The following is a 15,226-nucleotide window of genomic DNA, read 5'->3' as shown; positions in this document are numbered from 1 at the left end:
AGTGTGATTGGTATTAATCTAATTTCTTGAAGTTTATGACAGATTAAATACAGTTATTTTACTGCTGATTATAAAACAACCTATATTTCAGATTAATATTTACATTATTTTTCTTTAATAAAATCATCATGAAAAGAATCTATATTCCATTTAGTTTTTTCAATAATGGATATAACACAAATGAAACCCTCTAATTCTACTCTTGCTATTTCTATTGCAGCCGCACTTCTTCTTTCTGGCTGTCAATCTGAGAGCAGTTCAGATGAAGCAAATGACCAAGTCAATAAAACTAAAAACGTTATTTTAATGATCAGTGATGGAGCAAGTGATGGAGCTTGGGATATCGCAAGTTTTTGGCAACACGGTGAGCTATTGAATGATACTTATCCCTTCAATGAGCTAGATACTCGTTATGCGATGACGACTTATGCTCTAAATGGTAACTCTGTACCTGATGAAAGCGATAGCTGTGATCCTGATCAGTATGCCGAGGGCTTTGGCTACGATCCGGAAAAGGCTGCTGACGATACACTCATTGAAAGCGATAAAGTTTTTGCTGGTTATGATTACATTAATACTAATTATACTGACTCGGCGGCTTCTGGTTCAGCTATTGCAACAGGCCAATCAACTTACAATGGTGGTCTTGCCGTCAACAATTGTGGTGTGCCTCAAAAGCAAATTACCGAATATGCTCATGAGCATGGCCTTTCAACCGGTATTATTTCTAGCGTAATGTTCTCTCACGCAACGCCAGCGGCATTTGCTGCGAACAATATTTCACGTAATAACTACCATGAAATTGCCAGCTCAATGCTAAAAAATGGCCATGCTGATCTTATTATCGGTAGTGGTCACCCTTTGTATGATGGTGATGGTCAAAAATTAGCAGAGGCTGATTATAACTTCAGATACATTAGTGAGGAAGATTGGAATGAGCTTCAAGCTGGTACGCTAACTTCAGCAACTTCTGAAACTCCTTGGACGTTCATCGAAACTAAAGACAGCTTTGATCAGCTAGCGCAAGGCATTGCATCAGATGAGATAATGAATGGTCCGCTACTGGGTATTTTCCAAACGGGTTGGACGACACAATATGACCGTACTTGTGAAGATGAATCTTTACGTGAAACTGCTTTTGCTTGTCCTGAACTGGCGTCCGTTCCAGATCTAGGCACTATGTCTGTCGGTGCATTGAACTACCTATCTCAAAATGAAAATGGCTTCTTTGCTATGATCGAAGGTGGCGCAGTCGATTGGGCTGCTCACCGTAAAGACACTGCTGGTATTATCGAAGAGCAAGTTGACTTCCATGATGCAGTAAAAGATGTGTTTGACTGGGTTGAAGCAAACAGCAACTGGGAAGAAACACTACTTATCGTGACAACTGACCACGGGAATGCGTACGTGTTAGGTGAAACTTCTGATTCAGCTATCTATGCGGGTGTTGAAAACCCAGGTGCAGAGAAGATGCCAACAGTCGCTTACTACAGCGGCTCTCATACTAACGAGCTAGTTCGTTTCTATGCTAAAGGTAATGGCGCAGATAAATTCTCTGAATATGTTATCGGTACTGACGAAAGCTATGCAGAGCGTTACCGCCATACGGGAGCAACAGGTGACTACTTCCAAAACAATCACCTATTCCACGCGATTAAAGATATTTTTGAAGAATAATCACTGATACTTTTTAGTGATGGGAAAAGGCATACTCGAAAGGGTATGCCTTTTATACTTACCTATAAAATGTGCAGATGAAATTGCTAACGCCACGTTTTTTCATTCAACTAAATCAAACACCAATAATCAAGAAAGACAAAGCAAAAATCCCGCTTAAAATTGCAGGGGCTTTATTTAATTGAAAATTAAATATGTATTCAGAAAAACATTTTGTAGCCTCAGCAAGTTTTATTTTTAATGCTCACCGACAAGATACGTGAGGCTTTGGGTAAATGGCATTTACCCGTGAGTTTAAAATAGAGTGCTGTTTTTCTAAGTTATTTGCCGTTCAATTTATGGCTCTTGATAAACACAACACTCTATTATTCCTCGTTTAATCTATATACCAATAGCCTTTGTTAACCAAATCGCACAACAACGAAACCATAGCGCTAGAGGTTTCGCTAGGCCAGTTATCGGCGCTTATCTGCTCTTGACCACACAATAACTCAATAACATCTGTACACTCGTTTGGCACCTTAATCACTTCACCGTTAATGTACGCGATGCTTGGATCTTGCTCGTGAAATAGGGCGCGCAGACCTGATACTTTCTCTATAAACCCGCCGGTTTGAATGTGGTTGGCTATTTCTTCACTTTGCCAAAGCGGTTCTGGGGTGATGATATTCAGCTGGTGGCGTGACTGGCTTAACATGCAACCCATAAAGTCACTGATACATTGTTCATCATCGAGTGAGGCTTTTAACATTTGGGTTAATGACTGCAGATCGCTTGAGCTGATTTGCCCAAAATTGTTTTGCGTGCTCAAGTCGGGTTTGTGCAGGTGCTCATCACCAATATCATTGGCTAAAACGTAGTCGGCGAAATTACTGATCAGCTCTTGCTCTTTAGGGGAGCGAAAACCCACCGAGTAACTCATTGAAGGCTCTAGTGCGTAGCCATCGTGTGGAAAGCCCGGCGGAATGTATAAGATGTCACCCGGTTCAAGGATGTCATCGATAATCGCGTCAAAGGATTCAATTTGACGTAGGGCGCTGTGGCGACAGGTTTCGATGTACTGACCTTCATCCTTTGCGCCTACTCGCCAGTGGCGTTTACCGCTCCCTTGAATAATAAACACATCATATTGGTCGATATGAGGGCCAACGCCGCCATCTTTTACCGAGTAGCTGATCATCAAGTCATCAAATAACCACTGTGGCATGGCTTTGAAAGGCTCAACCAATTGAGCCGCGCCTTGGTGCCAGTGATTGGCCGCTTGCACTATGATAGACCAGTTGGATTCATCAAGTTCAGCGTATTTGTCTTCGTTAAATGGGCCATGCTCTGCTGTCCATTCACCGTTTTTGTTAGATACATAGCGAGAGTCCACTTCTTCTTCCATCGTCAGCCCCGCTAGCTCTTCTGGCGAAACAGGGTCTTGGAAGTGTGCAAAACCGCCTTTGATAATGGTCGGTTTCTTTTGCCAAAATTCGGCTAAGAATTGCTCTAATGAAACGGTGAGTTGGTACATGGTTTTCCTTAAATTAATGCGTTGCCAAAGATGTGTGAAGCATTTAAATGCACAACTAAGATTGCTCGTGTTGAGAGACTTTTAAGCGATTATTGACATCACGGCTTTCAAGTACGCGGCTAGTATGGTCAATCGCTTGGCCTGATTTTGCCAGTCGGTCATATAAAAGTACGTTTACGGTTGCGGCAAGGTTCATACAACCAATAGTGGGTACGTAAACCACTTCGTCAGCTTTATCGACAATGCTTTGCGGGATCGAACTGTCTTCTGGGCCGAAAATATAGAGGGCTTTTTGTGGGTGGTTAAACTGTGGCAGCGGCGTTGCGCCTTCTGCTAATTCCACGCACACAATTTTAATATCATCATCAAGATCGTCGGTCATAGATTGCATTTGATTAAGGGCAATCTTGGTGGTCATATCTTTGGTGTCGGTATGATATTTAGCGGCTTTTGCAAAGCGCTCGCCAGTAAATCGCACTTCGTCGGCTTGGTAACAGCCAGCGGCGCGCATGACGGCCCCAACATTAGTAGGGCTTTTAGGGTTACATAGACCAATAATGGTGAAGTTATTTTTAGACATAATTTTAGACACAGCTTGTTGAAACGGATGTTAGAGATAGGTTTTAGAAACCGTTTTAAAAAGGATTTTTGACAGCATACAACCTACTCATTGATGCGGGCAGTATATAGGTCTAGCCAAGAAATAGAAGAGGGGATTGTGATTTGGCTTCTCTAGAGCGAAGAAGCCAAATATTAACGAGTGACTATTTACGGGTTATTGCGCGTTTAACACGGCGTTGTAACGAGCAAAACCGTTTTCTAAATCTTTGATAAGATCGTCAACGTTTTCAAGACCGGTATGAATACGGAACAAAGTACCAGTAAAGTTAGGGTTTGCCACCGTTCTTAGGCTATTAAAGCTACGTGGTTCATTGGCAAGAATAAGGCTCTCATAACCGCCCCAAGAATACCCCATACCAAACAGTTCCATGCCATCTAATAGCGCAGTGGTCGCTTTGCTGTTTTGTGATTTCATCACAAACGAGAACAGACCATTGCCACCGGTGAAGTCACGTGCAAAATATTCATGACCTGGGCAAGTTTCAAGGGCAGGATGTCTAACATGATCCACTTCAGGGCGAGCTTGTAACCATTTAGCCACGGCTAAACTGCTTTGCTGGTGCTGCTTTAAGCGCAGATCAAGAGTGCGAATGCCGCGTAAACCAAGGTAAGCATCATCTGGGGAGACACATTGTCCCATCAAATAGCTGTTTTCGCGCAGTTGATCCCAGTAAGCCTCCGTCGCAATTGCAGTGCCAAGCATTACATCGGAGTGACCCACGATGTATTTTGTGGCCGCTTGAATGGAAATATCAACGCCATAGTCAAACGGAGAGAAGTGCAGACCCGCAGACCAAGTGTTATCAAGCATCACAATCATGTCGTTGTTGTGCGCAATCTCAGCAAGCAGTGGTACGTTTTGCACTTCCATAGTCACCGAGCCCGGAGATTCTAAAAACAGAATTTTAGTATTCGGCTGAATTAGCTCGCTAATTTCTTCACCAATGGTAGGCGCATAGTAAGTGGTTTCCACGCCAAGACGTTTTAGCATGGTGTTACAGAAGTCGCGAGTGGGCTCGTAACAAGTATCGACCATTAAAATGTGATCGCCGGCTTTGACAAAAGATAAAATGGCATTGGAAATGGCCGCAGTACCACACGGGTATAACGCACAGCCAAATCCACCTTCTAGCTCAACCATAGCATCTTGAAAAGCAAAGTGGGTTTGAGTGCCACGACGACCGTAAAAAAGGGCTTTATTAGCGCGATTAATAGTAGCTTGAGTTTTCTCAGCGACAGTGTCGAATAACACCGTTGATGCGCGCTGTACCGGAGGGTTTACCACTCCATGAGTGTATTTTTTGTCTCTGCCAGCACTGATAAGTTGCGTTGGTTTCGATACTGGAGATTTGCTTTTAGACATCTGCCTTCCCTGATGTGGTTTCTTTTCCTTATTTAAACCATGAGCAAGGCAGGCAGTGCAAGTAAAATATCAACAATTAAGATTACAAAATTGGACTGAATAGATAGAAGACACGCTCCAAGAATCTATGTTGAATGCTGCGCTCACGCCAGCGCGCCTCATCCACCACGGTGGATTGTTCCATATAAGTTTGTTGTAACCAGTACAGTTGCTTAGTGAATTCGGCATCATCCACCACTAAAGTCACTTCAAAGTTCAGCCACAGACTGCGCACATCAAGGTTTACGGTACCGATAAGGCAGTACTGCTCGTCAATGACGACCGACTTGGTATGCAGTAACCCCCCGGTGAACTCATGAATGAGCACGCCTGCAGAGAGCAGCTCCGCATAAAAAGCTTTAGATGCCCAACCCACCATAATCGAGTCGTTGTTTTTCGGAATGATTAGCTCTACTTTTACCCCGCGCTGAGCGGTGGTGCGCAATGTTTGCAATAGCTCTTCGCTTGGCACAAAGTAAGGGGTGGTGATGGTCACCGATTTTAAGGCGCGGCTAATGGATATGTTCAATACTTGGTGTATTAAATTCTCCGGCATACCCGGGCCGGATGGCACCACTTGAATGGGGTGCAGTAAGTTATCTTGTTTAATATGGCACTCAGGCGCAGTAGGGAAAGAGCGCTCGCCGGTTTCTACTTCCCAGTCCCAGCAATGGATAGCCGACAGTACGTTTACCGTAGGGCCGGTAATACGCACCATCACATCCACCCACATGCCAACCCCTGCATCTTGCTTAAAATACTCAGGGTCAACCAAGTTCATGGAACCTGTGTAGGCCACCGCATCATCAATGACGATGATTTTACGATGCTGACGCAAATCTAAACGGCGTAAGAACATACGAATAGGCTTTACCTTGAGGGCCTGCACCACTTCCACGCCGGCATTTTCCATCATCTGACACCAAGATGAAGAGAAGAACTTACCACTCCCTGCGGCGTCCAATAGAATCTGACAACGTACGCCACGTTGTGAAGCGCGAATAAGGGCAGAAACCACGCCGTTGGCTTGTCCACCTTCGTTCCAAATATAAAACTCCATTCGAATAAAGTGCTGCGCCAGTTCAATATCTTCAATAATGGATTTTAAAATCTTTTGTGGGGTGTCTTGCAAAGAGAGGGTGTTACCACATAAAGCAGGAATACCCATACGGTTGGTACAGAGATCATCAATATGGGTAATGTGAGTAGGCGTTTTTTCTGGTAAGTGAGCATTACAGTCCAGCAGTTTGAGAAACCATGTCTTATAAGGAATAAACATAGCTTGCGCTCGCTCGGCCCGTTTCTTACCCAGGTTAAGCTCGCCAAACAGGAAATAAAAGATGACACCGAAAATAGGCAGGATATAGATGATCATTAGCCAAGCTAGAGACACACTGACTGAGCGGCGTTTTATAACCACACGAATCGTGACACCGGCGACCAACATCCAATATAGGCCAATCCCTATCAAAGTGAGGGCTTGATAAAATCCTTCCATTTCTCTCAGTTAATAATCAATCACTTAATAGCTGTAGTGTATACGGAAAAGTTGCCTTTGTGCGTTTTTTAAGACAAAGGGATGAATAACGGCGGTTTTCAATGCAAATTTACGTCTAATCTCAACAAGTATTTTGCAAAAGATACACAACAAGGGGTTAAATACAGGTATTTTTAACGAAAGTTGGGTTTCCCTTGGCGCTCAGGATATACTACTGAGCTTTCTTTGAGTCACTAGGACACCTGTAACTAGCCTATGTTTGATATAGTCGACGACCAAGCTCAGTTTGTGCTGATTAATAAGCATGCTTCAGTGAGCGTTCATAAAGATGAACAAGAGACCGGATTGTTAGACGAGGTGCGGCGTTATTTGGGCTGTGGTCCATTATACCTTGTACATCGATTAGATAAGATGACATCTGGGCTGTTACTTTTGGGTAAAACACAGCAAGCGGCAAGTCAATTGTCTCAAGCGTTTGCTCAAAGAAAGGTAGAAAAATTTTATTTAGCGATTTCCGATAAAAAGCCCAAGAAAAAACAAGGTTTGATCAAAGGGGATATGGCAAAAAGCCGCCGCTCAATGTGGAAGCTGATGCCGACCACAGAAAACCCCGCTATTACCCAGTTTTTTTCAGCCTCTGCCCAAGGCTATCGCATTTTTCTGTGTAAACCTAAAACGGGTAAGACTCATCAAATTCGCGTTGCGTTAAAATCGGTTGGCAGTCCTATTGTCGGCGACCCTATTTATTCACCCTCTAGTGATAGCGATAGGGGATACCTGCACGCTTTTGCTCTTAGCTTTGAGCTGGAAGGCAACAGTTATCGCTATCAGCTTGATCCTAGCTCTGACAGCCGTTTCGGTGAACTATGGCAATTGCCTGAGATTCAACAACAAATCAGCGAATGGCAACAACCCCAACGACTTAATTGGCCAAAAATATAATGAATGATATTTCTCCTCCTATGAATGTAGAGGCGCTACCTCGGTTTTTTTCTGCATTGCAACAAGGCTTAAAAAACGCGCCAACTGAAGTAAGACGCTTGTTTCACGGGCGAGGACGCACAGTGGCAGGTCTGGAGCAGATCACCTGTGATTGGATTGCTCAGCATCTTGTTGTTCAATTATTTAGACCAGTCTCGGATGAGTTTCTTGCGCATCTTGAGCAAGGTTTGCAGCAATTAGCCGAGCAGCCAGAACATTCACAGATCCGCTCTATTTCGATTCAACATCGATATGAACACGGCGCGCCGACGCAGTTTTTATTGGGCGAAGCGGAAGGCAAAGTCGAAGTGGTGGAGTCTGGGCTCAAATACTGGATGAATCTTTCTTCAAACCAAAATTCAGGTTTATTCTTAGACATGCGTTTAGGGCGTGATTGGGTAAGGGCAAACGCTGAGGGCAAGAATATCCTTAACTTGTTTGCTTATACCTGTGGCTTCTCTGTAGCAGGGATTGCTGGCGGTGCGAAGCAAGTAGTGAACATTGACATGGCGCGCTCGTCGTTAAGTCGCGGTCGTGATAATCACAACTTAAACAATCAAGACGTGAGCCGAGTGAAATTCTTAGCGCATGATATTTTTAAATCTTGGGGCAAACTCAAACGCTTTGGCCCGTACGATCTGATTATTTCCGATCCACCGTCGTTTCAAAAAGGCAGTTTTGCGTTAACCAAAGATTACCAAAAAGTACTGCGCCGTTTACCAAGTTTACTGGCTGACAATGGACAAGTGTTAGCCTGTGCCAATTCGCCTGCGGTCACTTCTGATTTTGTGATTGATGGCATGGCTGAACATGCCCCTGAACTCAATTATGTGCAGCGTTTGGATAACCCAGTGGAATTTGATGATGTTGATGCAGAAGCCAGCCTTAAAGTGCAGCTGTTTTCCTTATAGTAGATAGTGGGTGAGTGAAACCAATAAAAAGGCCAAAGTTTGTAGCAAACTTTGGCCTTTCTTTTTTAATTGTCTATAGCGCGTATTTCAAAGGCTTACGATTCATCACCATCTACAAGGCAAGTTTTTGAACTGATGACTTGCTCTACAATCATTTGACCACGGTTATTGCGGATCTTGATAAGGTAATTCACACCTTTATCCATAGCAGCGCGCACGTCTTCAGAATTACAGTAGTAAGCATTAGCACTTTTAATCAATTGATCAGCAGGCTTGTGACCAGATTGGTTGTAAAGCATTTCAATGATGACAGTGGCTTCTTTAGATGTTGCTCGAGTAATGGTGAGTGGGCCGTACTCAATAGGTAAGCTTGATGCTAGGATCCCCGCACGGCGATCGGCGGTAAGTTTCAGCTCTCGCTTCTCGCTACTGCTAGAGGCACAGCCAGCAAGAATAATAGTAGCCAATGTTAAAACTAGTGCGCTTTTAAATGATGAATACATAATTAGAATACTTTTTTATAAGGTTTAACAATAACGTCTTGATAGACGCCTGCGTCGATATATGGGTCGGCATCTGCCCAAGCTTTTGCGTCTTGTAGCGTTTCAAACTGAGCGATGACGGTCGAACCGGTAAAGCCAGCCTCACCAGGATTGTCGCTATCGATAGCGGGCATTGGTCCTGCGGTAAGCAAGCGACCTTGATTTTGTAGGTCTTGCAGGCGGGCTAAATGTTTATCACGTACACTACCACGTTTTTGTAATGAATCTTTGACATCCTGGGAAAAAATGACATACCACATAATAAATCCTTCTATTTTTCGATTTTTCGAGGGCGACCGTTGTTATCAATAGCAACATAATGGAAAGTCGCCTCACAAACCAAGTCTCTTTCTCCTGCGCGGTCACCCATCACTTTTTTATTCCATACTTGCAGTTCAATCGACATAGAAGAGTTACCTATGTGACTGCACTCACCATGACAGCATACAATATCGCCTACTGAAACAGGTCTTTTAAACGTAATACTTGATACTGATACGGTAGCAATTCGTCCTTTTGAGATCTCTTTGGCAAGAATACCCCCAGCAAGATCGAGTTGAGACATAATCCAACCACCAAAAATATCACCATTAGCGTTGGTGTCGGCTGGCATTGCTAGTGTTCTTAGTAGCATTTCTCCGCGAATTAAAGACGGGTTACTCATTGCGTGTTTTACTCTCTTTTGACAATTGTGTGTAGATATAGAGCCCTGTGAGCAAGGCAAACAGTAGTGTGGCTATCATTAAGCCGAATACTTTAAAGTTTACCCATACATCAAGGGGAAGACGAAATGCCACATAGACATTAATTATGGCACAGGCAGCAAAGAAGGTGCTCCACGCCCAGTTAATCGTGTTCCATGTTCGGCTTGGAAGTGTGATTTCTTTTTCTAGCATCCCTTTGATAAAGGGTTTACCGGATAATTGGGTAACAATAAGGCCTAGAGAAAATAGGGCATAAATAATGGTGACCTTCCATTTGATAAAGTCGTCGTTGTGAAAGGCGATGGTCATACCGCCAAAAATAGCCACGATAGCAAAGGTGGTCAGCTGCATTTTTTCTATTTTCTTATACAGCACATATGTGACAAGCAGTTGAATAGCAGTGGCTACAATCAAGGCTGCTGTGGCGGTATAGATGTCGTACATTTTGTACAACACAAAAAAGATGATGAGGGGGATGAAGTCGAGTAGTTGTTTCATGATTCATACAGACGTCGATATTTGCGTTAGTTTACCTAAACGAAACAGTGAAATATAGCGGTAGGCCGTTTGATAGCCATAAAATCAAGCGATAACTGCATTTGTACCTATCAAACGGAGCTCAATGAAATTTTCGTGATGAAATTGAGAAATTAGTCATAGCTCAGGAATTTACAAATTTATTGAGACTTGTTCGCATTAACTCTATTGCTTAACTTGCACAATAAAAAGGTTAGTGCTGTACTGACTTCGTTAATACAAATATCAGGAGTAGTAATGAACAAAGATGTGACGCGCTTATATTATGTCTACGATCCTATGTGTGCTTGGTGTTGGGGATACAAACCTACGTGGCAAAAGATTGAATCGGCGCTAAAAGGCAAAATTGATATTGTGTATATTGTTGGCGGATTAGCTCCTGACTCAGATGAGCCAATGCCGCATGAGATGCGCACTCAAATAGCATCTTACTGGAATAAGATTGAGTCTCAGCTAGGTACTGAATTTAATCATGAGTTTTGGAGCAAGAATACCCCTCGTCGTTCCACCTATCCGGCATGCAGAGCGATGCTCGCCGCTAGACGCCAAGATGCAGAACAAAAAATGCTGACCGCAGTACAGCATGCTTATTATTTGGATGCGAAAAATCCAAGTGACAATGAAGTACTAATTGAGCTTGCTAAAGATATTGGATTAGATGTTGAGAAGTTTACCTTTGATTTAACTTCTGACGATATCGAACAATATTTAAAATCCGAATTACGTTTTGCGCGTTCCATTGGTGGCAACAGCTTTCCTTCTCTTTTTGTTGCTGACAAAGATACTGTGGTCGAACTGCCAATAGAATACCAAGATGCCAATATGACCATTGAACAAGTAGAACAACTGCTTAGTTACGCATAATAACTCAAAGCCATAGGGAATAGCGGTTAACGCTTGAGCGTAGAATTTTCTTCTTACCAAATAAAAACACCGGACTTCAGTTGAACTGAAGCCCGGTGTTTTCTTATGTTTGACGCTAATTATTACCTACAATTTATGAAGTGGCTTCAACAACAGCAGGTTTATCGTCTTCAAGTAGTGCATCAACAATGACTGCACACGCCGCATCACCGGTGATGTTTAGTGCAGTACGAATCATGTCAAAGATACGGTCTAAAGCAAATAGCAGTGGTAGACCTTCAATTGGAATGCCAGCTGCAAGTAGTACCGCAACCACCAAGAATGATGGTCCAGGTACGCCTGCTTGGCCTACCGCACCTAAAGTCGAGGTTGCGATGATCGCAATGTAAGCACCTAGGCTAAGATCAATACCGAACATTTGTGCAAAGAAGATAGCCACCAAGCCGTAGTAAATCGCATTACCAGACATGTTAATGGTCGCACCTAAAGGCAATACAAATGATGCGGTCGAGTTTCTTACTCCTAGCTCAGTCTCAACAGTATTCATGGTTACAGGCAGAGTCGCCATTGAAGACGCTGTAGATAGTGCCACTGCTTGTGGTTTTTTCATGGCCACTAAGAACTTCTTAGCAGAAGTCTTAGTGAAAATATGAACCATAAGAGGGTACACAACAAAACCAAAAATAAGGATTGCCACTACATATACAATGAAGAGTTTAAGCACAACAGTTAATGCACTAAAGCCAAATGAACCTACCGCATCAGCCATTAGACCAAATACACCAAGTGGCGCTAATAGCATTACTTTGTTGATCATCCAAACCATGGCATCAACAATGGCATTTACGCCATTCATTAATGGTTGGCGACGTTCTTTTTCTAAGCTTGAAACAGCAATACCGAAGAAAAGACAAAACACTAAGATTTGCAGTATGTTTGCTTCGTTCAAAGATTGGAAAATATTGGTAGGGATCATGCCAGTGACGGTATCCCAGAAGCCTGGAATAGCACCTTGAGAAGCGTATTCACTAGAGAACATGCTTTCTACAGAGCTAACATCAATACCTGAGCCTGGTTGGAATAGATTACCCATTACCAATGCTAGCGTTACCGCCAGCGCAGAGGTGAGACCAAAGAAGCCTAATGTGGTTAAACCCACTTTACCTGCTGAAGAGCTATCACCCAGACCTGCGGCACCCGAAATAAGAGCAACCGCGACCAATGGAATAACCAACATTTTAATGAGGTTGATGAATATGGTGCCTAGCGGAGCAAAGATTGTCGCACTGTGGCCCATTACGGCACCCACTAACGTACCGACGACCATTGCGATGACAACTTGCACACCAATGTTGCCGAGTAAACTTTTATCTTTTAACACTTCCTTTACCTTTTGTGCTGATATTATGGAATATTGCCGAATATATGAGCTATATAGGGGCGTTATACCCTATTTTAAGGGATGCCCCTTTGTACTGTGAAACGGACAAATGTGGCAGGGAGGGTAATAGTTATTGCGATGAGGGTCACGTACTTTTTTTTAAATATAATAACCTGCGCCAAATAGTTCAATTATGTAACGATGATATACATAGAGATAAATATTATCGTTACATAATTGAGCATTAAAAAATAATTAATCTAACTTCTATCTTACTTATATAATTGTAAATAATTTGTTGCGCTAAATGAATGAGGAAGGCATTTTTAAAAGTTGCTATTTTGACATTAAATGAAGGACAACTTTTTGATTACATTTGTGCTGATTATTTAAGCAGAGGTTGCTCTGTATAGAAATAGCCTGTTTTGCTCGTATTCAGAAAATAGTAAAGGAAAAGAGATGAAATACGTCGAGTTCTATTGAGTTGATGTAATACCTCAATTATTTTATCTATCTTAAAATACTATTATTTAAATACAAAAGTGCGATATTCCAATGATGCAGTGGTGTTATTGCGAAAGAATAAAGGCAGCCTCAAAGAGACTGCCTTTGCGTAAATACTTAGTTTAAGTAGTTAGCTTGTTGGGCAAACTATTTGATGATCACATCAGGGAAGTGAGCCACTACACATTTAGTGAAATCACCTTCTTTAAAGGCTGAGAACGGTGTTTGGTAACCGACCATTTGGCAAGAATATGTTCCGCCAGTTGGCGTTTGTGATGACCATCCCCAATCTTTTTCCCAGTAAATACTGAGTGCGCCGGCGCCATCAGTATCAAACTGCTTCATTTCTTTACAGCCTAGTACTTCATCATCCGCTACAGGGACCTGCAAATACTGAGTAAAGTTTTTGTAGTAGTCGATGCGGTTTAGTGATTGAGCAATCTCTGCTGAACCACCACATTCAACGCCACCATTGATGATTTGTGTCGTGACGCCAAAACCAGGAGTCAAACCATTGGCTAAGTCACGCTCGTTTGGTTGCCATGTACCATCAATAACGTGCATCATTGCCGGTTTTGGTGGTTGTGGGTAAGTAAAGAAGAAGACTGCCGAAGCAAAGTTTAACCACGTATCAGCGACCATTTCAGGGTTGTCGAGTAAGGTGCGAACCGTACCAAACATAGCTTCAGAGAACGGGCCATAGTTGTAATTGTAACTCAACTGCTTAGCACCACGGCCAAAGTATGATTTGAACTCACCGTTTTCGAATGTACCACATGGCCACGTTTGTCCTTGCCATACATCAGGGTTACATTCACCGTTGTAACCGCCGCGCATCGTTTCATCCCAACCCATTTCACGGACATGCACTAAACCTTGACGCCATTCTGGCACAGGCCAATCTGCGGTATGACCGCCGGTCTCTTGGGTAAAGTGCGCAAACATGGTTGCCAATGCTTTGCGACAAATCGCATCTGAATCACGTCCGTCATCGTAAGTGTCACAGAAGGCAGGGAATTTACCAGTAGCTTGTAAGAAGTGGCGATAGGTATATTCGGGAGTACGCTCTGGGAAGAGGTATTCCCAATCGGCTTCTGAAACAATACTTTCGATACGTTTAACGTTGTCAGGGTTGCTCTCTGCCAGCGGTTTAATGGCGTTTACAGTGGCATTATCAATCGTGCGAATTAAGTCTTTTACCGATGCCATCGCAGGGAAGTTGGTTAATTCCGCTTCTTTAGCGTCCAAATCTTCTTGGTAAACAACATAACCATTTTCTGGCTCAGGGCTAGGCTCTGGCTCTGGAGCAGGTTCTGGATCTGGACTTGGGTCTGGGCTTGGATCGGGTTCTGGAGCAGGGTCGGGTGTTGGATCCGGATCTGGCGTCACTTCAGGATTACTCGGTGGAGTTCCGTCAGCAACTTCTTCCCATGCTTGATCCCAGGCTGTACCTGTCCCTGGAGCATAAGCCCATGCAGGACCAGAACACCATGTTTGAGTCACACCATCTTTACAGCGGTACAGTTTGCCAGTATTGATTACGATATCACCAGCAACATAGGTTTCACCTTCAACATAAGCAGGGTAATCGCCTTCGATTGGTGGTACAACCGGTGGAGTAGGTTCTGATGGCACTTCAGGATCAGCAGGAGGAGGGGTCGTCTCTCCACCTGATTCTGAAATTAAAATCCACGGAGATTCCCAACTATTTCCGGTCACGTCAGCAGGAGATTGGTTAGGGTTCACCCACCACTGAGCTTCATAAATAGCACCGTTAAATGAGACGCGCTCACCGCCACTGTAGCTTTTACTTTGATCATAAATTTCAGCAGAGAAAGCTGCGCTCGAAAAAGCAAGCAGCATGGGGATGACTAAACTTTTGTATTTCATAATAACACCCGTTATTAAAGTGGTTGAAGTGATTAAAGTTGCTAAACCTACTAAAGTTACCTAAGCAATTGAAGTTGGTTTTTTGTATTCAAATCAGTTGTTTATAATTATGTTTAGCCAGTCTATGTGAGGATGAAAATATGCAAATAGTTACACTGCATTATTGTGATCTGAAAGGGTGTTTTTTAGAGTGGATTT

Annotated in this window: 14 protein-coding genes; 4 read left to right on the top strand and 10 right to left on the bottom strand. The window is 43.1% G+C overall.

The genetic code is table 11. The annotated features are described in order from the left end of the window. Positions 1–180 precede the first annotated feature (180 nt). Entirely contained in the window at positions 181–1,677 is a 1,497-nt protein-coding gene (locus VHA01S_RS13735) for an alkaline phosphatase (RefSeq protein WP_039970996.1), read from the top strand. A gap of 376 nt (positions 1,678–2,053) precedes the next feature. On the opposite strand, the gene VHA01S_RS13730 is transcribed toward VHA01S_RS13735, so the two are convergent. From VHA01S_RS13730 to cls, 4 genes are all read right to left on the bottom strand, one after another. Next, positions 2,054–3,193 carry a ribosomal protein uL16 3-hydroxylase gene (locus tag VHA01S_RS13730; protein ID WP_023404964.1) on the bottom strand — a complete coding sequence of 380 codons (1,140 nt, stop codon included), beginning with the start codon at positions 3,191–3,193 and terminating at the stop codon, positions 2,054–2,056. A gap of 55 nt (positions 3,194–3,248) precedes the next feature. After that, complete coding sequence (locus tag VHA01S_RS13725) at positions 3,249–3,773, bottom strand: RNA methyltransferase (RefSeq protein WP_039970994.1); 525 nt, start codon at positions 3,771–3,773, stop codon at positions 3,249–3,251. Between the two features lie 195 nt (positions 3,774–3,968). Then, on the bottom strand, positions 3,969–5,177 hold the full coding sequence (locus tag VHA01S_RS13720; RefSeq protein WP_023404962.1) for a cystathionine beta-lyase: 1,209 nt from the start codon (positions 5,175–5,177) through the stop codon (positions 3,969–3,971). 82 nt (positions 5,178–5,259) lie between these two features. Then, positions 5,260–6,714, bottom strand: a complete 1,455-nt coding sequence (cls, locus tag VHA01S_RS13715) for a cardiolipin synthase (protein WP_023404961.1) — start codon at positions 6,712–6,714, stop codon at positions 5,260–5,262. Between the two features lie 255 nt (positions 6,715–6,969). On the opposite strand from cls, the gene VHA01S_RS13710 reads away from it, so the two are divergent. Then, a complete protein-coding gene (locus VHA01S_RS13710; RefSeq protein WP_023404960.1) occupies positions 6,970–7,656 on the top strand; it encodes a TIGR01621 family pseudouridine synthase in 687 nt (228 codons plus the stop codon). A gap of 20 nt (positions 7,657–7,676) precedes the next feature. Further along, positions 7,677–8,606, top strand: a complete 930-nt coding sequence (locus tag VHA01S_RS13705; RefSeq protein WP_039970998.1) for a class I SAM-dependent methyltransferase — start codon at positions 7,677–7,679, stop codon at positions 8,604–8,606. 95 nt (positions 8,607–8,701) lie between these two features. Here VHA01S_RS13705 and VHA01S_RS13700 read toward each other — a convergent pair whose 3' ends face one another. Genes VHA01S_RS13700 through VHA01S_RS13685 form a run of 4 tightly spaced genes read right to left on the bottom strand, consistent with a single transcriptional unit; the run spans position 8,702 to position 10,350 of the window. Continuing rightward, entirely contained in the window at positions 8,702–9,109 is a 408-nt protein-coding gene (locus VHA01S_RS13700; protein ID WP_023404958.1) for a GspS/AspS pilotin family protein, read from the bottom strand. Positions 9,110–9,111: 2 nt separating this feature from the next. Further along, the gene (locus tag VHA01S_RS13695) at positions 9,112–9,408 is read right to left on the bottom strand and encodes a YciI family protein (protein ID WP_023404957.1); all 297 of its coding nucleotides are present in this window, start codon (positions 9,406–9,408) and stop codon (positions 9,112–9,114) included. Positions 9,409–9,419: 11 nt separating this feature from the next. Next, on the bottom strand, positions 9,420–9,812 hold the full coding sequence (yciA, locus tag VHA01S_RS13690) for an acyl-CoA thioester hydrolase YciA (protein WP_023404956.1): 393 nt from the start codon (positions 9,810–9,812) through the stop codon (positions 9,420–9,422). Then, complete coding sequence (locus VHA01S_RS13685) at positions 9,805–10,350, bottom strand: septation protein A (protein ID WP_023404955.1); 546 nt, start codon at positions 10,348–10,350, stop codon at positions 9,805–9,807. Before VHA01S_RS13685 ends, yciA begins: the two co-directional genes overlap by 8 nt. 276 nt (positions 10,351–10,626) lie before the next feature. Between VHA01S_RS13685 and VHA01S_RS13680 the strand changes: the two genes are divergently transcribed. Further along, the gene (locus VHA01S_RS13680; RefSeq protein WP_023404954.1) at positions 10,627–11,253 is read left to right on the top strand and encodes a DsbA family protein; all 627 of its coding nucleotides are present in this window, start codon (positions 10,627–10,629) and stop codon (positions 11,251–11,253) included. A gap of 133 nt (positions 11,254–11,386) precedes the next feature. On the opposite strand, the gene VHA01S_RS13675 is transcribed toward VHA01S_RS13680, so the two are convergent. Both VHA01S_RS13675 and VHA01S_RS13670 read right to left on the bottom strand, forming a co-directional pair. Beyond that, the gene (locus VHA01S_RS13675) at positions 11,387–12,658 is read right to left on the bottom strand and encodes a dicarboxylate/amino acid:cation symporter (protein ID WP_373277909.1); all 1,272 of its coding nucleotides are present in this window, start codon (positions 12,656–12,658) and stop codon (positions 11,387–11,389) included. A 627-nt stretch (positions 12,659–13,285) separates the two neighbouring features. Beyond that, positions 13,286–15,028, bottom strand: a complete 1,743-nt coding sequence (locus tag VHA01S_RS13670) for a glycoside hydrolase family 19 protein (protein WP_023404952.1) — start codon at positions 15,026–15,028, stop codon at positions 13,286–13,288. Positions 15,029–15,226: the final 198 nt, after the last annotated feature.

The sequence above is a fragment of the Vibrio halioticoli NBRC 102217 genome (assembly GCF_000496695.1).
GTDB classification, from domain to species: Bacteria; Pseudomonadota; Gammaproteobacteria; order Enterobacterales; family Vibrionaceae; genus Vibrio; species Vibrio halioticoli.
The sequence above is the reverse complement of the archived record's forward strand: the minus strand, read 5'-3'. Positions and strand labels throughout refer to the sequence as shown.